The organism is Streptomyces sp. NTH33, assembly GCF_003236365.1.
In the GTDB taxonomy this organism is placed as follows: domain Bacteria; phylum Actinomycetota; class Actinomycetes; order Streptomycetales; family Streptomycetaceae; genus Streptomyces.
Genome location: NZ_POTZ01000093.1, coordinates 1 through 18,981, shown reverse-complemented (window position 1 = coordinate 18,981; position 18,981 = coordinate 1). Strand labels below are relative to the sequence as shown.

Genomic DNA, 18,981 nt, shown 5'->3' with positions numbered 1-18,981 from the left:
GGGCTGGGGAAGTGACGGGGTGTGAGGTCACTTGACCGCGCGGAGCGCGTTGACGATGCCGGAGCCGTAGAAACCGTTGCGGTTCTTGTTGCCCTTGCAGAACGACTCGACGATGCCGTTGCCGTCCGGGTCGTAGGGCTCGATGGGACATCCGGGGTTGTCCGCCTGGGCCTTGAGCATGGCCTGCAGCTGGGCGGGGGTGGCCTTCGGGTGCGTCGACTTCAGCAGCGCGGCGACACCGGCGACGTGCGGGGCCGCCATCGACGTGCCCTGCAGGTAGGCGTACTCGCCGTTCGGCATCGTGGACAGGATGCGGCCGTTGCCCGACGGGGTGTCGGGGATCTGGTACCTGTCACCGCCCGGCGCGGCGACGTCGATGACGCCGTTGCCGTAGTTGGAGTAGTACGACTTGAGGTTCTGCACGCCGGTGGCGCTGACCGTCACCACACCCGGCAGCTGGGCCGGTGCGTCGAGGCACTTCTTCGGGTCGATCGTGCGGGTCACCGGGGTGGTGTCGTTCGGGCTGGAGGTGTCCTCGATCGACTTGGCCGCCAGATCGTGGTTGGAGTTGCCCGCCGAGGCCACGTGCAGGGTGCCCTTGCGCTGGGCGTACGCCTGAGCCCGGTCGACGGCGTCGAGGATGGCCTTCTGGTCCGCGTCACCGGGGCAGTTGTACTTCCACGGGTCCACGTAGTAGCTGTTGTTGGTTATCTGGACGTCGTGGTCGGCGGCGAACACGAAGGCGCAGACGACGCTCTCGGCGTAGAAGAACTGGTTCTCGTCCGGCTGGGCCACCGTGATGCCCGAGACCCGCACACCGGGCGCCACGCCCGCGACCCCGACGCCGTTGCGGGCCGCGGCTATCTCGCCCGCCACGTGCGTGCCGTGGTAGTGGTCCGCGTCCACCGGCCGCCAGGAGCCGTACGTGGTGTCCGCCTTGCCGCTGACGCAGTTCGCGGACTGGGAGGGGGAGAAGTTCGGCGCGAGGTCCGGGTGGGTGTCGTCGACGCCGGTGTCGATCACGGCGACGGTGACCTTCGCGCTGCCCGGGTTGATCGCGGCGGCCTTGTCGGCGCCGATCGCCCGCAGGTCCCACTGGTCGGCCTCGAACGGCTCGAGGGGCACCGAACCCTTCGGCTGCTTCGACGCCTTGGCGGTCTTCTCCAGCTGTGCGACCTCGGCCCTGGAGAGGTACTGCACCCCGCCGACGTCCGTCGTGCCGGCCGCGCTCAGCGGCGCGGTACGGGTGGCACCCGCGGAGTCCACCCCGGGGACCTTGCGGACGGTCCTGGCGAAGTCCGGGTTCGCGGAGTGGGCGACGACGACACCGATCCTGTCGTACGTCGTCACGACGGTCCCGCCGGCCGCGGCTATCGCCCGCTCCACCTTCGCGACCGTCTGACGGCTCGTCTTGGTGTTGACGACGTACGTCATCGTGGCCGCGTCCTTCGCCTGCGCGGCCGGGGCCGCGTGGGGCGCCGCCGACGCCGCCGCGGGCAGGAAGCCGAGCGACGCGGTCAGCGACAGCACGACCGGTACGGCCAGTGCGAGCCTGCGTCGGGAAGGCAGATGAGCCATGGGGTCTCCACATCATCCGGGTGCAGAACCGGCCCTGGGCACAGGTGTTACCCAGGAGCAGGTACATGACGGGTGGTGCGTGTGCAGGCTGAAGCTATCCCGCCACCCCCCTCACCAGCAATGACTTGACAATGACTTGTTCATGCCCCTTGCGAAAGAAGCACGAGGGACTTGAACCGGTCACCGCGCGGCGCCGTGGACCTTGGGCGGGGACCCCGAGCACGACCGAGCCCCCTTGTCGCATACGCATCCGTATCCGTATCCGCACCCGCAACGCGAGGAGACAGACGTGGCCACCGAGACACCGCCACCCTCGAAAACCCAGGCACCCCTGCCCTCCGCCGAGGAGTTCGTCGCGGTGCAGGAGAGCGACGAGTTCGGTGAACTGCGCCGCTCCTACCGCTCCTTCGCCTTCCCGCTGACCGTCGCCTTCGTCACCTGGTACCTGCTGTACGTGCTGCTCTCCAACTACGCGGGCGGCTTCATGGGCACCAAGCTCTTCGGCAACATCAACGTCGCACTCGTCCTGGGCCTCGCCCAGTTCCTCACCACGTTCCTCATCGCCTGGTGGTACGCGCGGCACGCCGCCGCCAATCTCGACCCCAAGGCCGAGGCCATCAAGACCCGCATGGAGGGCGCAGAATGAACCCCGCGATCACCCTTGCCGTCGGCGAGGCGGGCGAGCACCGGCCGCTGATCATCGCCCTGTTCTCGGCGTTCGTCGTCGCCACCCTCGTCATCACCGTCTGGGCCGGCCGCCAGACCAAGGACGCCGCCGACTTCTACGCCGGCGGACGGCAGTTCACCGGCTTCCAGAACGGTCTCGCCGTCGCCGGCGACTACATGTCCGCCGCGTCCTTCCTCGGCATCGCCGGCGCCATCGCCCTGTTCGGCTACGACGGCTTCCTGTACTCTGTCGGCTTCCTCGTCGCCTGGCTGGTCGCCCTGCTGCTGGTCGCTGAACCCCTGCGCAACTCCGGCCGGTACACCATGGGCGACGTGCTCGCCTACCGGATGCGTCAGCGCCCGGTCCGTACGGCGGCCGGCACGTCCACCATCGTCGTGTCGATCTTCTACCTGCTGGCCCAGATGGCCGGCGCCGGCGTCCTGGTCTCCCTGCTGCTCGGCATCACCAGCGACGGCGGTAAGATCGCCATCGTCGCGCTGGTCGGCGTGCTGATGATCATGTACGTCACCATCGGCGGCATGAAGGGCACCACCTGGGTGCAGATGGTCAAGGCCGTGCTGCTCATGGCCGGTGCCCTGCTGCTCACCTTCCTGGTCATGCTGAAGTTCAACTTCAACATCTCCGACCTGCTCGGCAAGGCCGCCGACACCAGCGGCAAGGGCGCCGCCTTCCTGGAGCCCGGACTGAAGTACGGCGCCACCGGCACCACCAAGCTGGACTTCCTCTCGCTCGGCGTCGCCCTGGTCCTCGGCACCGCGGGCCTGCCGCACATCCTGATCCGCTTCTACACGGTGCCCACCGCCAAGGCCGCCCGGAAGTCCGTGATCTGGGCGATCGGCCTGATCGGCGCCTTCTACCTGATGACCCTCGCCCTCGGCTTCGGCGCCGCCGCGCTCATCAAGCCCGACGAGATCATCGCCTCCAACAAGGCGGGCAACACCGCCGCCCCGCTGCTCGCCCTGCACCTGGGCGGAGTCGACTCCAACTGGGGCGCGATCCTGCTCGCCTCCATCTCCGCGGTCGCCTTCGCCACGATCCTCGCCGTCGTCGCGGGACTGACCCTGGCCTCGTCCTCCTCCTTCGCCCACGACATCTACGCCAACGTCATCAAGAAGGGCACCGCCACCGAGAAGCAGGAGGTCAACGCCGCCCGCTGGGCGACCCTCGGCATCGGCGCCGTCTCCATCCTGCTGGGCGCCCTCGCCCGCGACCTGAACGTCGCCGGCCTGGTCGCGCTCGCCTTCGCCGTCGCCGCCTCCGCCAACCTGCCCACGATCATCTACAGCCTGTTCTGGAAGCGGTTCACCACTTCCGGCGCCCTGTGGTCGATCTACGGCGGCCTCGTCACCGCGGTCGGCCTGGTGCTGTTCTCGCCGGTGGTCTCGGGCAAGCCGACGTCGATGTTCCCGGACGTCGACTTCCACTGGTTCCCGCTGGAGAACCCGGGCCTGATCTCCATCCCGGTCGGCTTCCTGCTGGGCGTCGTGGGCACCCTGCTGTCCAAGGAGACCCCGGACACCGCCAAGTACGCCGAACTGGAGGTGCGGTCCCTGACGGGCACGGGAGCGCACTGAGCGCCCACCGTGGGAAACGCCGTGCCGTGGGGCCCGCACAGCCCCGCGGCACGGCCGTTTCCACATGTCCATGGCTTCGGGCGCTGTCGTTGTCAGCGGGGTCGCGTAGGCTCGCAGGAGACGGGAAAGAGAGATCCGCCACAGGGATCAGGATCCGCGACGAGGGAGGGGGCCCACGTGCTCATCGACACCTACGGCCGGGTGGCCACCGACCTGAGGGTCTCGCTGACCGACCGGTGCAACCTGCGCTGCATGTACTGCATGCCCGAGGAGGGCCTGCAGTGGCTGGCCAAGCCCACCCTGCTCACCGACGACGAGATCGTCCGCCTGATCGGCATCGCCGTCACCCGCCTCGGCATCGAGGAGGTCCGCTTCACCGGCGGCGAACCCCTGCTGCGCCCCGGCCTGGTCGGCATCGTCGAGCGGGTCGCGGCCCTGGACCCCCGCCCCCAGACGTCGCTCACCACCAACGGCATCGGCCTGAGGCGCACGGCGAGCGCCCTGAAGGCGGCCGGCCTGGACCGGGTCAACGTCTCCCTGGACACCCTGCGCCCGGACGTCTTCAAGGCCCTCACCCGCCGGGACCGCCACAAGGACGTCATCGAGGGCCTGAGGGCCGCCCGCGAGGCCGACCTGATCCCGGTGAAGGTCAACACGGTCCTGATGCCCGGCATGAACGAGGACGAGGCCCCCGACCTGCTGGCCTGGGCGATGGAGCACGACTACGAGCTGCGCTTCATCGAGCAGATGCCCCTGGACGCCCAGCACGGCTGGAAACGCGAGGGCATGGTCACCGCCGGAGACATCCTGGCCTCGCTGCGCACCCGCTTCGAGCTGACCCCCGAGGGCGCCGAGAAGCGCGGTTCGGCCCCGGCCGAGCGGTGGGTCGTCGACGGCGGTCCGCACCGCGTCGGCGTCATCGCCTCCGTCACCCGCCCGTTCTGCGCGGCCTGCGACCGCACCCGCCTCACGGCCGACGGCCAGATCCGCACCTGCCTGTTCGCCACCGAGGAGACCGACCTGCGCGCCGCCCTGCGCTCCGGCGCCCCCGACGAGGAGATCGCCCGCATCTGGCGGGTGGCGATGTGGGGCAAGAAGGCCGGTGCGGGCCTGGACGACCCCTCGTTCGTCCAGCCGGAGCGGCCGATGTCGGCGATCGGCGGCTGAGACGGGTACGGCGTCACGGACCCCCGGGGCTCCTGGGCGCTTCCCACTCCTCGAACTTCACGACGTCCTTCAGGAACCCCCGCACCCCGAGGAACTGCGACAGGTGCTCGCGGTGCTCCTCGCACGCCAGCCACGTCTTGCGGCGCTCCGGCGTGTGGATCTTCGGGTTGTTCCAGGCCAGGACCCACACGGCGGCGGCACGGCAGCCCTTGGCGGAGCAGATCGGGGTCTCGTCAGTCACCACTTCGTCTCACAGCCACGCAAAGTCTCACAGCCACGCAAACAAGGCGACGCCGAGCAGCCACGGGGGGAGCTGCCCGGCGTCGGTCCGTCGCTCCGACGGGGGATGCGGAGCGCGTAGGAAGTATGTCATGGGCGACCCGTCGCCCGGCACCGGAACAGCACGATTGATCTGAGCTTTTCTTGAGCTTCCCGCGAAGCGCCTGCCCGAAGACGGTTTCCGGGGTCCTCCCGGCGCCGTTCAGGCCCCGTCGCGCGGCTCGCTCGCCGCGCCCGCCGCGGGATCGGCCGTGGCGTCTTCCGGGGCGGACCGGGCGAAGTCGTCGTCGGTCCGCGGGGCAGTGATCACCGGCTTCACCGGCATGGCGACGAACGTGGACGGCAGCCCGGGAGCGTTCTCCCGCCCCGCGTTCGCGATCACCACGGCGATGTAGGGCAGCACCGCGCCGAGCACCAGCGCCGCGATCGCCACGTAGTGCTCGACGTGCCACAGCACCACCGCGAGAATCACCGAGACCGTACGGATCGACATCGAGATGACGTACCGGCGCTGCCGGGCACGCACGTCCTCCTGCAGGCCCGCCCGGGCTCCCGTGATCCGGAACACCTGGCCGTTGCCCTCGCCATGCAGTTTCCGCATCACATCCACCATCCGCCCGTATCGGACAACTCCCCGGCGCGCACCCGGTGCGCGTCCCTTCCGTGACCAGTCGGGACCACCGGCCCGCGCCCTCCCCACGGTACGCCGCACGGCCCCGGCCCAGGAAGGCGGGGCCCCGCCTGCCTGCACGAACGGCCCATGCCCGGTCCGCGCGGGTGGGCGATCGGACCCGGCACGCCCCGCCCGACGTGCGACGTACAGCCACCCCACCGACACTGAGCGTAAGGCTCACGTCGAGCCGGACGAGGAGGCAGTCATGGGCTGGTTGTGGGCGATCATCGTGGGTTTCGTGCTGGGCCTGATCGCGAAGGCGGTCATCCCCGGCAAGCAGCACAGCCCGCTCTGGCTGACCACGATCTTCGGCATGCTCGGCGCGATCGCCGGCAACGCGGTCGCCCGCGCGGTCGGAGTCGCCTCGACCCGCGGCATCGACTGGAGCCGGCACTTCTTCCAGCTCGTGGCCGCCATCATCATCGTCGCCGTCGGCGACATGGCGTACATGGCCCTGTGGGGCAACAAGAAGCGGCAGCGGGCCCAGCAGGCGTAGCCGGACCCGCCGCCTCGTCGTCGTACAGCAGCAGCCGTACAGCAGTCGCCGTACAGCCTTACGTACGGGCTCAGCCGGCCGTGACCTCGACGGCCGCCAGGTTCTTCTTGCCCCGGCGCAGCACCAGCCAGCGGCCGTGCAGCAGCTCCTCCTCGGCGGGGACCGCGTCCTCGGCGGTGACCTTGACGTTGTTCACGTAGGCGCCGCCCTCCTTCACCGTGCGGCGGGCGGCCGACTTGCTGGGCACCAGGCCGACCTCGGTGAACAGGTCGACCACCGGGCCGAGCTCGGAGACCCGCACGTGCGGCACCTCGGACAGCGCCGCGGCCAGCGTCCGCTCGTCCAGCTCCGCGAGCTCGCCCTGGCCGAACAGCGCCCTGGACGCGGCGATCACGGCGGCCGTCTGGTCGGCGCCGTGCACCAGCGTCGTCAGCTCCTCGGCCAGCGCGCGCTGCGCGGCCCGCGCCTGCGGACGCTCCTCGGTCTGCCGCTCCAGCTCCTCGAGCTCCTCACGGGACCTGAAGGACAGGATGCGCATGTACTTGGAGATGTCCCGGTCGTCCACGTTCAGCCAGAACTGGTAGAACGCGTACGGCGTCGTCATCTCCCCGTCGAGCCAGACGGCACCGCCCTCGCTCTTGCCGAACTTGGTGCCGTCCGCCTTCGTCAGCAACGGCGTCGCCAGCGCGTGCACCTCGGCATCCGGCTCCAGCCGGTGGATCAGGTCCAGACCCGCCGTGAGGTTGCCCCACTGGTCGCTGCCGCCGGACTGGAGCGTGCAGCCGTGGCGCCGGTAGAGCTGCAGGAAGTCCATGCCCTGCAGGAGCTGGTAGCTGAACTCGGTGTAGCTGATGCCCTGGTCGGACTCCAGGCGCCGGGCCACCGAGTCCTTCGTCAGCATCTTGTTGACGCGGAAGTGCTTGCCGATGTCCCGCAGGAACTCGATCGCGGACAGGTTCTGCGTCCAGTCCAGGTTGTTCACCATGACCGCGGCGTTCTCGCCCTCGAAGGACAGGAACGGCTCGATCTGGCGGCGCAGCTTCTCCACCCAGCCCGCGACCGTCTCCGGGGAGTTCAACGTGCGCTCCGCGGTCGGGCGCGGATCGCCGATCAGGCCCGTGGCACCGCCGACCAGCGCCAGCGGCCGGTGACCGGCCTGCTGGAGCCGGCGCACGGTGAGCACCTGCACCAGGTGCCCCACGTGCAGCGACGGCGCGGTCGGGTCGAAGCCGCAATAGAACGTGACGGGACCGTCCGCGAGCGCCTTGCGCAAGGCGTCCTCGTCGGTGGACAGGGCGAAAAGACCCCGCCACTTCAGCTCGTCGACGATGTCCGTCACGGTTCTCGTGTCTCCTCGGTGATACTCAATGATCTTCGCGCAGCCGGGTGACACCCGACTGCGCACGCCTACGAGGTTATACGCCCTGACTGACAGAGCTCATGTTGAAATCGGGGATGCGCAGCGCGGGCATGGCGGCCCGGGTGAACCAGTCGCTCCACTCCCGCGGCAGGGTCTTCTCCGTGCGCCCCGCCTCGGTCGCCCGGCCCAGCAGGTCCACCGGCGACTCGTTGAAGCGGAAGTTGTTGACCTCGCCGGTCACCTCGCCGTTCTCCACGAGGTACACCCCGTCCCGGGTCAGCCCCGTGAGCAGCAGCGTCGCCGGGTCCACCTCGCGGATGTACCACAGGCAGGTCAGCAGCAGCCCGCGCTCGGTGCCGGCGACCATCTCCTCCAGTGAGCGGTCGGTGCCGCCGTCGAGGATCAGGTTCCCGGCCGACGGGGCGAGGGGCAGCCCGGTCAGGCCCGCGCTGTGCCGGGTGGTCAGCAGGTGCTTCAGCTCGCCGCCGCCGATCCACTCGGTGGCCCGCACCGGCAGCCCGTTGTCGAACACCGAGCGGTCGTCCCCGGAGGAGTGCGCGACCACGAAAGGCGCGTACTCCAGACCCGGCTCACCCGGGTCGCTGCGCAGGGTCAGCGGCAGCTCGCTCAGCTTCTCGCCCACGCGCGTGCCGCCGCCCGGCTTGGAGAACACCGTGCGCCCCTCGGCCGCGTCCCGGCCCGACGACGACCACATCTGGTAGATCAGCAGGTCCGCGACCGCGGTCGGCGGCAGCAGCGTCTCGTACCGCCCGGCCGGCAGCTCGGTCCGCCGCTCGGCCCAGCCGAGCCGTACGGCCAGCTCCGCGTCCAGCGCCGCCGGGTCGACGTCCTTGAAGTCGCGGGTCGACCGCCCCGCCCAGGCCGAGCGCGTACGGTCCGGGGACTTCGCGTTCAGCTCCAGTGTGCCGCCCGGCTGGTCGTACCTGAGGCGCAGCCCCGTGGACGTGCCCAGGTAGGTCGTCACCATCTCGTGGTTGGCGAAGCCGTACAGCTCACGGCCGCCGGCACGCGCGCGTGCGAACGCCTCGCCGAGGGCCGGCGCGAAGTCCGCGAACACCGCCGAGGAGGTCTCGGCGGGCGCGTCGGCGAAGTCGGGCGACTGGGGTACGTCCCTGACCAGCGGCTGCGCGTCCTCGGCGGGCCCCGCCCCGCGCGCGGCGGCCTCCGCGGCCCGCACCAGCGGCTCCAGCTCCTCCTCCGTCACGGCGGCCCGCGACACGACACCCGAGGCGGTGCCCTCCCTGCCGTCGACGGTGGCGACGACGGTGAGCGTACGCCCGCGCGTGACCCCGTTCGTGGTGAGCGCGTTGCCCGCCCAGCGCAGATTGGCGGTCGAGTGCTCGTCGGCGATCACGACGCACCCGTCGGCCCGGGACAGTGCGAGGGCGCGCTCGACGATCTCGTGCGGCTTGATGGTGCGCGGGCTCATCGACCGGCCTCCTGCGTGGTGTTGAGACTGTGCTTTCCCGGGGGACGGCCCCCGGACCCCCGGCCGATCTCGAAGCGGGCGTTCATCGACCGGCCTCCTGCGTGGTGTTGAGGATGTTGACGCCCTTGAAGAGGGCCGAGGGGCAGCCGTGGGAGACGGCCGCGATCTGCCCCGGCTGGGCCTTGCCGCAGTTGAAGGCGCCCCCGAGGACGTACGTCTGCGGGCCGCCCACGGCCGCCATGGAGCCCCAGAAGTCGGTCGTGGTCGCCTGGTAGGCGACGTCCCGCAGCTGCCCGGCCAGTCGCCCGTTCTCGATCCGGAAGAACCGCTGCCCGGTGAACTGGAAGTTGTACCGCTGCATGTCGATGGACCAGGACCGGTCCCCGACGACGTAGATCCCGCGGTCGACGCTCCCGATCAGATCCTCGGTCGACATCCCCGCCGGATCCGGCCGCAGCGACACGTTCGCCATGCGCTGCACGGGCACGTGACCGGGGGAGTCGGCGAACGCGCACCCGTTGGACCGCTCGAACCCGGTCAGCTTCGCGATCCTGCGGTCCAGCTGGTAACCGACCAGCGTCCCGTCCTTGACCAGGTCCCAGGACTGCGCCTCGACGCCCTCGTCGTCGTAGCCGACGGTCGCCAGACCGTGCTCGGCGGTGCGGTCGCCGGTGACGTTCATCAGCTCGGAGCCGTACTTCAGCCTGCCGAGCTGGTCGAAGGTGGCGAAGGAGGTCCCGGCGTAGGCGGCCTCGTAGCCGAGCGCCCGGTCCAGCTCGGTGGCGTGCCCGATGGACTCGTGGATGGTCAGCCACAGGTTGGACGGATCGACGACCAGGTCGTACACCCCCGCCTCGACGCTCGGCGCCCGCATCTTCTCGGCGAGCAGCTCGGGCATCCGCTCCAGCTCGCCGTCCCAGTCCCAGCCGGTCCCGGTGAGGTACTCCCAGCCGCGCCCGACGGGCGGGGCCAGCGTCCGCATCGAGTCGAACTCCCCGCTGGACCCGTCCACCGACACGGCGGTCAGCTGCGGATGCAGCCGCACCCGCTGCTGCGTGGTGACGGTTCCCGCGGTGTCGGCGTAGAACTTGTTCTCGTGCACGGTGAGCAGCGAGGCGTCGACGTGGTCGACCCCGTCGGCGGCGAGCAGCCGCGCGCTCCACTCGGCGAGCAGCCCGGCCTTCTCCTCGTCCGGCACGGAGAACGGATCGATCTCGTACGACGACACCCAGGTCTTCTCCGCATGCACCGGCTCGTCGGCCAGCTCCACCCGTTCGTCCGACCCGGCGGCCCGGATCACCTCGGCGGACAGCTTGGCCATGGCCACGGCCTGCGAGGCCACCTTGGCGGCCGCGTCCATGCTCAGATCCACCCCGGAGGCGAACCCCCACGTCCCGCCGTGCACGACCCGCACCGCGTATCCCAGGTCGGTGGTGTCCGACGACCCGGCCGGCCGCGCGTCCCTCAGCCGCCAGGCCGCACTGCGCACCCGCTCGAACCGGAAGTCCGCGTGCTCGGCCCCGAGCGCACGCGCGCGTGCGAGCGCGGCGTCGGCCAGGGCGCGCAGGGGCAGTGCCAGGAATGACTGATCGACCTCATGGGCCACGAGCGGCCTCCCGTTGTCGCCATTGGTGAGATGTGTACGTCCCGCAGTGAATCATGCGGCGTCGACCCCCTGGCTTCCAGCGAATTCACATCAGGCAGGACAGCAAGACGGGGCGACGCTGCCGTCAGCGGCCAGGAGAGGTGAACCGCGGCGACTCCTGCTGGGGTTCTTGGAGTCGCGTACGACCCGCCCACCGCCGGACGATGGCAACCGTCAGCGCTGCGCACTGCTGTTTCCGTGATGCTGTGCGCTCCTCGCGGAGGCCACCCGGAGGGGTGATTTCAGGGGGACCCCGGCGGGCCCGGTTCCGGCCGCACTACGGTCGGTCCATGTCCAGCAAGAGCCGTAACACCGGCAAGAAGAAAGCCCACAAGAGCAAGCGGGTCCCGGCTGCGCGAGCCGCGGCCTTCAGGCCCGCCACCCTGGCCCAGTCCGCCGAGGACTGCGAACGGCTCGCGGAGCAGCACCCCGAAGAGCGCGAGGAACTCCTCATGGAGGCCGCCGACGCGTGGCGGGACGCGGGCGAACCCGAGCGGGCGCTCGCGGTGTACGAGAGGTTCCTCGACCAGGGGGAGGGCGGCAGCGAGAGGTACGACCTCGTGGACGCCTTCCGCATCAGCGCGCTGTGGGACCTCCAGCGGCAGGAGGAGGCCCGCGCGGGCGCGGCGGCGTTCCGCGCACGCCATCCACGGGACGCGGGCGCCTGGATGTTCGTCGCCGAGTGCTTCGAGGAGGCGGACGAGACGGCGACGGCCGCGGAGTGGTACACGGCCGGCATCACGCACGTCCTGGGCGCCGGCACGCCGGTCACCGCGGACACGGTCGAGGAACACCCGGACAGCTTCGACCTGGAGTCGCTGGTCATCGGCCGTCACCGGGTGCGCCGCCTGCTCGGCGCTCCGCACGACGACTGGGACGAGGTCGCCGACGAGCTCCACGAGCACCGTGCTTCGCCCCTGCCCGGGCGGATGCGCCCCCTGGACGAGATGCACGACCCGATCCGCCTCAGGCGGCTCAAGGAGGAAGGCCCGGAAGCCCTCGAGGCCGAGATCAGGCAGTTGACGGAGGCGCTGGAGGAGGAGCGGACCGCACATACCGGCACGCTGAGGGCCTGTGTCCTGTTCTGGCCCGCGGAGGAGTTCGCGCTGCTGCTTCAGCGCTGGCCGAAGGCCGCGGAGGCGTACGGTGACGACCACGCCGCCCATCTCCGCCAGGTGGAGCGCACGCTGCGCGAGATGTCGGACGAGGGCGCCCCGCACCTCGCGGCCGGCCGCGCCACGGTGGCCGGGCTCCAGGCCCACGCCGAGGCGGACGGCGGTTCTCCCGACGCTCCCGCCACCCGCTCCGCGTACGCGGCCGAACTCGCCCGCCGCGGACAGGCCACCGCCTGGCCGCCGCCGCGTAACGGCCCCTGCTGGTGCGGCTCGGACCGCAAGTACAAGAAGTGCTGCGGGAACCCCGCCGTGAACTGAGCCGACCAGGGACTCCCGACTGTAGGAACCCGACAGGAGCCGCCATGCGCCACTGTCGGGGCCGGATTGCCCTTGGACGTGGTCGGACCGATAGGTTTTCGGTGAAGCCGCCTGCCGTCCCGATGCTCGGGCGGTTGTCGGAACGCTGACAGACCGCTATCGAAAGGGTGATCCGTTGAGCCGCTCGGTTCTCGTCACAGGAGGCAACCGGGGCATCGGCCTCGCCATCGCCCGCGCGTTCGCCGAGGCCGGCGACAAGGTCGCGATCACGTACCGGTCGGGGGAGCCGCCGGCCGCCCTCGAGGAGTTGGGCTGCCTCGCCGTCAAGTGCGACATCACCGACCCCGAGCAGGTGGAGCAGGCCTACAAGGAGATCGAGGCCGAGCACGGCACCGTCGAGGTCCTCGTCGCCAACGCCGGCATCACCAGGGACCAGCTCCTGATGCGCATGTCCGAGGAGGACTTCACCTCGGTCGTCGACACCAACCTCACCGGCACCTTCCGCGTCGTCAAGCGCGCCAACCGCGGCATGCTGCGGGCCAAGAAGGGCCGCGTCGTCCTGATCTCCTCGGTGGTCGGTCTGCTCGGCTCGGCGGGGCAGGCCAACTACGCCGCGTCCAAGGCCGGCCTGGTCGGCTTCGCGCGTTCCCTCGCCCGTGAGCTGGGCTCGCGCAACATCACCTTCAACGTCGTCGCCCCCGGCTTCGTCGACACCGACATGACCCGGGCGCTCAACGACGAGCAGCGCGAGGCGATCATGGGGCAGGTGCCGCTCGGCCGGTACGCGCAGCCGGAGGAGATCGCCGCGGCAGTGCGGTTCCTCGCCTCGGACGACGCCTCGTACATCACTGGAGCCGTCATCCCCGTTGACGGCGGACTGGGAATGGGTCACTGATCACCATGAGCGGAATTCTCGAGGGCAAGCGCGTCCTGATCACCGGTGTGCTGACGGAGGCCTCCATCGCCTTCCACGCGGCCAAGCTGGCCCAGGAGCAGGGCGCCGAGGTCATCCTCACCGCCTTCCCGCGGCCCACGCTGACCGAGCGCATCGCCAAGAAGCTGCCGAAGCCCGCCAAGGTCATCGAGCTCGACGTCACCAACGACGAGCACCTGGGCCGCCTGGCCGACGTCGTCGGCGAGGAGCTCGGCGGCCTCGACGGCGTCGTCCACTCCATCGGCTTCGCGCCGCAGGACGCGCTCGGCGGCAACTTCCTCAACACGCCGTTCGAGTCGGTCTCCACCGCCATGCACGTCTCGGCGTTCTCGCTGAAGTCGCTGACCATGGCCTGCCTGCCGCTGATGCAGAACGGCGGTTCGGTCGTCGGCCTCACCTTCGACGCGCAGTACGCCTGGCCGCAGTACGACTGGATGGGCCCCGCCAAGGCCGCCCTGGAGGCCACCAGCCGCTACATCGCCCGCGACCTGGGCAAGCAGAACATCCGCTGCAACCTCATCTCCGCCGGCCCGCTCGGTTCCATGGCCGCCAAGTCCATCCCGGGCTTCAGCGAGCTGGCCTCGGTGTGGGACACCCGCGCCCCGCTGGAGTGGGACCTGAAGGACCCCGAGCCGGCCGGCCGCGGCATCGTGGCCCTGCTGAGCGACTGGTTCCCGAAGACCACCGGCGAGATCATCCACGTGGACGGCGGCCTGCACGCCATCGGCGCGTGACGCTGCGCTGAGCTTGGCCGACGTGCTGGAGGGCCCGCACCCCTGGGGTGCGGGCCCTCCGCCGTCAGGGGCCCTCCGCCGTCAGGGGCCCTCCGCCGTCAGGGGGCCTCCGCCGTCAGGGGGTCTTCGGCCACCCGGGGGCTGTGGCCAGGGGCGGTGAGCAGGGCGCTGTGGCCAAGGGCTGGGCACCGACGTTTCGGGAGTCCGCCTTCGCCGTACGCGCGGCGAGGCCGGCGCCGTGCCGTACCGGGTCAGTCGCCGGCGGGTGGGCTGAAGCGGCCCGGGCGGCACAGCAGCGGGTAGCTCGCGGCCTCGGTGGCGGCCGTCTCGGTGTCGCCCGCGCGGATGGCGTCGAGCAGCCGGGTGTGGTCCATGTACACCTCCGGGGTGAGCCCCGCGCCGACGTCCGCGCGCAGCCAGTCGCGCAGCACCTCGCCCAGATCCGCGTACATCGCGGTCATGACGTCGTTGTGGGAGGCGGCCACCACCGCCAGGTGGAACGTGGCGTCCGCGGTCACGAAGGCCTCCGTGTCACCGGACTCCCAGGCCTCCTCGCGGCGCAGCAGATGCGCGTGCAGCTGCTTGAGGTCCTTCTCGGTGCGCCGCTCGGCGGCCAGCCGCGCCCCGGCCGACTCCAGCGCGGAGCGCAGCTCGGCGATGTGCCGCAGGTCGGCACCGGCGAACCGGCGCTGCATCACGCCCGTCAGCTCGCTGGTGGCCACGACGTACGTGCCGGAACCCTGGCGGATGTCCAGCAGGCCGTTGTGGGCGAGCGCCCGGACCGCCTCGCGGACGGTGTTGCGGGCGACACCGAGCTGTTCCACCAGCTCCGGCTCCGTGGGGATGCGGGAGCCGACCGGCCACTCGCCCGAAGTGATCTGGTGCCGCAGCGCGGCGATGACCTGTTCGGACAGTGCCGACCGGCGCGGAAGGCTCAGAGCCATGACACCCCTTCGCACGGGGGACCCGGGAGTCGCTGTCCGTTCCACGGACAGCATGGACAGCAATTCATCCCATGATTCTATGATGGAGCCCATGCCGAGCGAGGAAACCCGGACCACGACGCCGACGGCCGGGCGGGCCCAGGTCGCGACCACCGCCCCCCGGGAAGTCCGGGGAACGTCCACGCGCGCGTGGACGGTGCGCCTGGTCGTCGCCGGAATCGTGCTGTCCGCGCTGAACCTCCGCCCCGCCATCACCAGCCTCGGCGCGCTCCTGGAGGAGGTCCGCACTGCGCTCGGCATGAGCGGCGGCGTGGCCGGCCTGCTCACCTCCGTGCCCCCGCTCTGCTTCGCCGTCTTCGGTGTCATGGCACCCCGGCTGGCCCGCCGCTTCGGACCCGCCGCGGTGGTGTGCGCGGGCATGGTCGCCATCGCCGCCGGCCTGGCCGTACGGCCCTACGTGGGCGGCACGCCCGCCTTCCTGGCCGCCAGCGCGCTCGCGCTGGCGGGCATCGCCGTCAGCAACGTCCTCATGCCGGTCATCGTCAAGCGCTGGTTCCCCGACCGGATCGGCTCCATGACCGGCCTGTACTCCATGGCCCTCGCCCTGGGTACCTCGTCCGCCGCCGCGGTGACCGTGCCCCTGACCGGAGCGCTCGGCCACAACTGGCGGTCCGGGCTCTCGGTGTGGGCGCTGCTCGCCGCGGTGGCCGTGCTGCCGTGGCTGCCGCTGCTGCGGGAACGGGGAGCCGAGCCCGCCGCGCAGCCCCCGGCCCGTACCGGATCCGTGCGGGGGGAGACAGCCCCCGCACGGGAGGCGCGGGCCCCGGCCCTGCGGATCACCCGGAGCCGTACCGCCTGGGCGCTGGCCGTCTTCTTCGGGCTCCAGGCCACCCTCGCCTACATCACGATGGGCTGGATGGCGCAGATCTTCCGGGACGCGGGCGTCTCCGCCGGCACGGCCGGACTGCTCCTCGCGTTCACGATGGTGCTGGGCGTGCCACTGGCCTTCGTCATCCCGCGCCTGGCGGCCCGGCTGCCCCACCAGGGCCCCATCGTGCTGGTGCTCGGCGTCTGCGGCCTGGTCGGCTACGCCGGTCTGTACCTCGCGCCGGCCGCGGGCGCCTGGGCCTGGGCCCTGCTCCTCGGTGTCGCCAACTGCGCCTTCCCGCTCGCGCTCACCATGGTCGGCATGCGGGCCAGGACCGGGCCGGGCGTGGCCCAGCTGTCCGCGTTCGCCCAGAGCACCGGTTACCTGATCTCCATTCCGGGGCCGCTGCTGGTCGGTGTGCTGTACCAGAACAGCGGCGGCTGGGGAATGCCCCTCACCCTCATGGCCGGGCTGTTGGTCCCGCAGACGGTGGTGGGCTACCTGGCCGGTCGCGACCGCACGGTGGAGGACGAGGCGGCGCGCTGAGGCGGGCCCCCCGGAGGCCGTCTTCCGGACGAAGGGTGCGAGACTGGGGCGCATGCAGCCTGTGCTCGACCCGAACCCGCAGAACGGCCAGAAGAAGTTGCTGATCGTGCTCGGCGCGTTCTTCGCCATCTTCGTGATCATCGCCATCATCGCGACCCTCGCGTCGCCGTGACGGCCACGCCGGGTGTGCGGCCGGCGGCACGCCCGTGACTCCGCCGCATCAGGGTCGGTGGTGGGGATATCCCCCCATCCCCTAGGGGGTGAGGGTCAGGGTCAAGTGGGTGGATCACCGGATGGGCCGGGGAGCGCGGATTCCGTAGGTTCGAGAGGTGACCGCCAGAGGCGGCCCACGGACCTCGGAGACCAGCGGAGGCGATCATGCCGGCCCGTACGCACCCCCGGCCCCAGCCGGCGACCACGGGCGGCGTCGACTCCCGGCTGCCGTGGTGGGCCCTGGCCCTGCCCGTCCTGGCGTTCGTCGCGCTGCTCGCCCTGATACGTAACCCGGCGGACGCCCACGCGGCCGCCGGCAGTCCCGCGATCACCCAGCTGTTCCAGCGCGTCCAGGAGCTGCTCATCCGGTGACGCCCGCGCCGTTCCGCCCGGACGCCCTCGGGCACGGCCCCGTGACGCCCGCGCCGGCCGAAAAGTCCCATGTCAACTCCCTGCGCCCCGTGGCCTGTTTCATGCGAAGCTGGGTGCCATGAGCGTCGCAGAACCCCGCAGGATCGTCCTCTTCCGGCATGCGAAAGCCGACTGGCCACAGGTGACCGACCACGAACGACCGCTCGCCGAGCGGGGCCGCAAGGACGCCGCAGTCGCCGGCCGCAGGCTCGCCGACACCGGTGTCCCCTTCGACCTGACCCTGTGCTCGACCGCGGCCCGCACCCGTGAGACCTGGAAGCTCGCCGTCCACGAGTTGCCGCAGCGGCCGAAAACCGTCTACGAGGAGCGGGTCTACGAGGCCTCGCCCGGCGAGCTGATCGCCGTGCTCAACGAAACGCCGGACGACGTGCGGAACCTGATCCTCGTCGGCCACAACCCGGGCATCCAGGGTCTGGCCGAGGTGCTGTCCGGTTCGGCCGAGGGCGATGCCCGCGAGCGGATGAGCCGCCGCGGATTCCCGGCCGCGGCGTTCGCCCTGGTGTCCTTCGAGGGCTCCTGGAAGACCCTGGAGCCGGGCGTGGCCACGCTGCTCGACTACTGGGCGCCGTCGGAGTAGCCCGACGACCCGGGCGAAGAGCCCGAGCCGGGGGCGGCCCGGCACCGCGTGGGTGCCGGGCCGCCCCTCGCCGACCGCTCAGTCCTCCACGTGCGCGTCCGCCGCCTCGACCTCTTCCCTGGTGATCCCGAGCAGGTACAGGACCGTGTCGAGGAACGGCACGTTCACCGCGGTGTGCGCCGCCTCCCGCACCACCGGCTTGGCGTTGAAGGCGACCCCGAGACCGGCCGCGTTCAGCATGTCCAGGTCATTGGCGCCGTCACCGATCGCGACCGTCTGCGACAGCGGAACACCCGCCTCCGCGGCGAACCGACGCAGCAGCCGCGCCTTGCCCGCCCGGTCCACGATCTCACCGTTGACCCGGCCCGTCAGCTTCCCGTCGACGATCTCCAGTGTGTTGGCCTGCGCGAAGTCCAGCCCGAGCCGCTCCTGCAGATCGTCGGTGACCTGCGTGAACCCGCCCGAGACGACGCCCACCTGGTAACCGAGCCGCTTGAGCGTACGGATCAGGGTGCGCGCGCCCGGAGTCAGCCGCACCTCGCTGCGCACCTTGTCCACCACCGAGGCGTCCAGCCCCGCCAGCAGTCCCACGCGCGCGTGCAGCGACTCCTCGAAGTCCAGCTCGCCGCGCATCGCGGCCGCCGTCACCTCGGCGACCTTGTCCTCGCAGCCGGCGTGCCGGGCGAAGAGCTCGATCACCTCGTCCTGGATGAGCGTGGAGTCCACGTCCATCACCACCAGCCGCTGCGCCCGCCGGTGCAGGCCCGCGCCGACGACCGCCACATCGACACCGAGCGCCGCCGCCTCCGTGGCCAGAGCGGTGCGCAGCGGCTCCGTCTCCACGCCGGACACCGCGAACTCCACCGCGGTCACCGGATACTTGGCCAGCCGGAAGATACGGTCGATGTTGCCGCCGGCCCCGGTGATCCGCGCGGCGATCCGGGCGGTCGCCTCCGCGGTGAGCGGATGGCCGAGCACGGTGACCAGGGAGCGTCCGAGGCCGCGCGGCCGGTTGTCGCCGCGGCCGGAGATGATCTCCGCCTGCATCTTCATCGACTCGGCCCAGCTGTGCACGGTGGCCCGCAGATCGCCCTCGAGCCCGTCGGGCGGCTGGGTGACGAGCACGCACAGCACCATGCGGCCACGGGTGACGACCTGCTCGATGTCGACCACGTCGACGGAGTAGGCGGCGAGGGTGTCGAAGAGTCCGGCCGTGATGCCCGGCCTGTCCTTCCCGAAGATCTTGACGAGAAGGGTGGGATCGTCAGAGGTCTGCGAAGCGCTCATGGTGGTTCCACGGTATCCGGCACCCAGTGCCGCCCGCCTTCCAGGTCCGCCTGGCGGACAACAGTACGGGCCTCACTTCTTCGGACGGCGCGGAGGCCTCGGC

At 71.1% G+C, this 18,981-nt stretch carries 19 protein-coding genes; 11 read left to right on the top strand and 8 right to left on the bottom strand.

All coding sequences use genetic code 11. The features are described from left to right. Nucleotides 1–27 precede the first annotated feature (27 nt). Nucleotides 28–1,578 carry a S8 family peptidase gene (locus tag C1I97_RS12385; RefSeq protein ID WP_111003271.1) on the bottom strand — a complete coding sequence of 517 codons (1,551 nt, stop codon included), beginning with the start codon at nucleotides 1,576–1,578 and terminating at the stop codon, nucleotides 28–30. A 289-nt stretch (nucleotides 1,579–1,867) separates the two neighbouring features. Between C1I97_RS12385 and C1I97_RS12380 the strand changes: the two genes are divergently transcribed. The 3 genes from C1I97_RS12380 (at nucleotide 1,868) to moaA (ending at nucleotide 5,007) form a co-directional block, all read left to right on the top strand. Next, nucleotides 1,868–2,224, top strand: a complete 357-nt coding sequence (locus C1I97_RS12380) for a DUF485 domain-containing protein (RefSeq protein ID WP_111003270.1) — start codon at nucleotides 1,868–1,870, stop codon at nucleotides 2,222–2,224. Beyond that, nucleotides 2,221–3,840: a solute symporter family protein gene (locus C1I97_RS12375; protein WP_111003269.1), complete on the top strand. Its 1,620-nt coding sequence runs from the start codon at nucleotides 2,221–2,223 to the stop codon at nucleotides 3,838–3,840. Before C1I97_RS12380 ends, C1I97_RS12375 begins: the two co-directional genes overlap by 4 nt. Before the next feature lie 177 nt (nucleotides 3,841–4,017). Continuing rightward, nucleotides 4,018–5,007 (top strand): GTP 3',8-cyclase MoaA, encoded by a 990-nt coding sequence (gene moaA, locus C1I97_RS12370; protein WP_181446690.1) that lies wholly within the window; start codon nucleotides 4,018–4,020, stop codon nucleotides 5,005–5,007. A gap of 13 nt (nucleotides 5,008–5,020) precedes the next feature. Here the strand turns inward: moaA and C1I97_RS12365 are convergent, their stop codons facing one another. Both C1I97_RS12365 and C1I97_RS12360 read right to left on the bottom strand, forming a co-directional pair. Next, entirely contained in the window at nucleotides 5,021–5,248 is a 228-nt protein-coding gene (locus C1I97_RS12365) for a hypothetical protein (protein WP_111003267.1), read from the bottom strand. A 240-nt stretch (nucleotides 5,249–5,488) separates the two neighbouring features. Then, nucleotides 5,489–5,887, bottom strand: a complete 399-nt coding sequence (locus tag C1I97_RS12360) for a DUF3099 domain-containing protein (protein ID WP_111003273.1) — start codon at nucleotides 5,885–5,887, stop codon at nucleotides 5,489–5,491. A 277-nt stretch (nucleotides 5,888–6,164) separates the two neighbouring features. Between C1I97_RS12360 and C1I97_RS12355 the strand changes: the two genes are divergently transcribed. After that, the gene (locus tag C1I97_RS12355) at nucleotides 6,165–6,455 is read left to right on the top strand and encodes a GlsB/YeaQ/YmgE family stress response membrane protein (protein ID WP_111003266.1); all 291 of its coding nucleotides are present in this window, start codon (nucleotides 6,165–6,167) and stop codon (nucleotides 6,453–6,455) included. Nucleotides 6,456–6,525: 70 nt separating this feature from the next. On the opposite strand, the gene tyrS is transcribed toward C1I97_RS12355, so the two are convergent. The 3 genes from tyrS to C1I97_RS12340 all read right to left on the bottom strand — a co-directional run bounded on the left by tyrS (nucleotide 6,526) and on the right by C1I97_RS12340 (nucleotide 10,871). After that, nucleotides 6,526–7,794: a tyrosine--tRNA ligase gene (gene tyrS, locus C1I97_RS12350; protein ID WP_111003265.1), complete on the bottom strand. Its 1,269-nt coding sequence runs from the start codon at nucleotides 7,792–7,794 to the stop codon at nucleotides 6,526–6,528. Between the two features lie 76 nt (nucleotides 7,795–7,870). Next, nucleotides 7,871–9,265: a metallopeptidase TldD-related protein gene (locus C1I97_RS12345; RefSeq protein ID WP_111003264.1), complete on the bottom strand. Its 1,395-nt coding sequence runs from the start codon at nucleotides 9,263–9,265 to the stop codon at nucleotides 7,871–7,873. A gap of 82 nt (nucleotides 9,266–9,347) precedes the next feature. After that, nucleotides 9,348–10,871 carry a TldD/PmbA family protein gene (locus C1I97_RS12340; RefSeq protein WP_111003263.1) on the bottom strand — a complete coding sequence of 508 codons (1,524 nt, stop codon included), beginning with the start codon at nucleotides 10,869–10,871 and terminating at the stop codon, nucleotides 9,348–9,350. Between the two features lie 329 nt (nucleotides 10,872–11,200). Between C1I97_RS12340 and C1I97_RS12335 the strand changes: the two genes are divergently transcribed. The 3 genes from C1I97_RS12335 to fabI all read left to right on the top strand — a co-directional run bounded on the left by C1I97_RS12335 (nucleotide 11,201) and on the right by fabI (nucleotide 14,011). Further along, the gene (locus C1I97_RS12335; RefSeq protein ID WP_111003262.1) at nucleotides 11,201–12,343 is read left to right on the top strand and encodes an SEC-C domain-containing protein; all 1,143 of its coding nucleotides are present in this window, start codon (nucleotides 11,201–11,203) and stop codon (nucleotides 12,341–12,343) included. A gap of 175 nt (nucleotides 12,344–12,518) precedes the next feature. Then, complete coding sequence (gene fabG, locus C1I97_RS12330) at nucleotides 12,519–13,238, top strand: 3-oxoacyl-[acyl-carrier-protein] reductase (RefSeq protein WP_111003261.1); 720 nt, start codon at nucleotides 12,519–12,521, stop codon at nucleotides 13,236–13,238. A gap of 5 nt (nucleotides 13,239–13,243) precedes the next feature. After that, the gene (gene fabI, locus C1I97_RS12325) at nucleotides 13,244–14,011 is read left to right on the top strand and encodes an enoyl-ACP reductase FabI (RefSeq protein ID WP_111003260.1); all 768 of its coding nucleotides are present in this window, start codon (nucleotides 13,244–13,246) and stop codon (nucleotides 14,009–14,011) included. 251 nt (nucleotides 14,012–14,262) lie between these two features. On the opposite strand, the gene C1I97_RS12320 is transcribed toward fabI, so the two are convergent. Next, entirely contained in the window at nucleotides 14,263–14,955 is a 693-nt protein-coding gene (locus C1I97_RS12320) for a FadR/GntR family transcriptional regulator (RefSeq protein ID WP_111003259.1), read from the bottom strand. 91 nt (nucleotides 14,956–15,046) lie between these two features. On the opposite strand from C1I97_RS12320, the gene C1I97_RS12315 reads away from it, so the two are divergent. From C1I97_RS12315 to C1I97_RS12300, 4 genes are all read left to right on the top strand, one after another. Beyond that, nucleotides 15,047–16,369, top strand: a complete 1,323-nt coding sequence (locus C1I97_RS12315) for a CynX/NimT family MFS transporter (protein WP_111003272.1) — start codon at nucleotides 15,047–15,049, stop codon at nucleotides 16,367–16,369. A gap of 52 nt (nucleotides 16,370–16,421) precedes the next feature. Next, on the top strand, nucleotides 16,422–16,541 hold the full coding sequence (locus tag C1I97_RS41375; protein ID WP_111003258.1) for an SGM_5486 family transporter-associated protein: 120 nt from the start codon (nucleotides 16,422–16,424) through the stop codon (nucleotides 16,539–16,541). A gap of 206 nt (nucleotides 16,542–16,747) precedes the next feature. Then, entirely contained in the window at nucleotides 16,748–16,954 is a 207-nt protein-coding gene (locus C1I97_RS12305) for a hypothetical protein (RefSeq protein ID WP_111003257.1), read from the top strand. Nucleotides 16,955–17,072: 118 nt separating this feature from the next. Continuing rightward, nucleotides 17,073–17,591: a SixA phosphatase family protein gene (locus C1I97_RS12300; RefSeq protein ID WP_111003256.1), complete on the top strand. Its 519-nt coding sequence runs from the start codon at nucleotides 17,073–17,075 to the stop codon at nucleotides 17,589–17,591. 78 nt (nucleotides 17,592–17,669) lie between these two features. Here C1I97_RS12300 and serB read toward each other — a convergent pair whose 3' ends face one another. Continuing rightward, entirely contained in the window at nucleotides 17,670–18,878 is a 1,209-nt protein-coding gene (gene serB, locus C1I97_RS12295) for a phosphoserine phosphatase SerB (protein ID WP_111003255.1), read from the bottom strand. Between the last annotated feature and the right edge of the window lie 103 nt (nucleotides 18,879–18,981).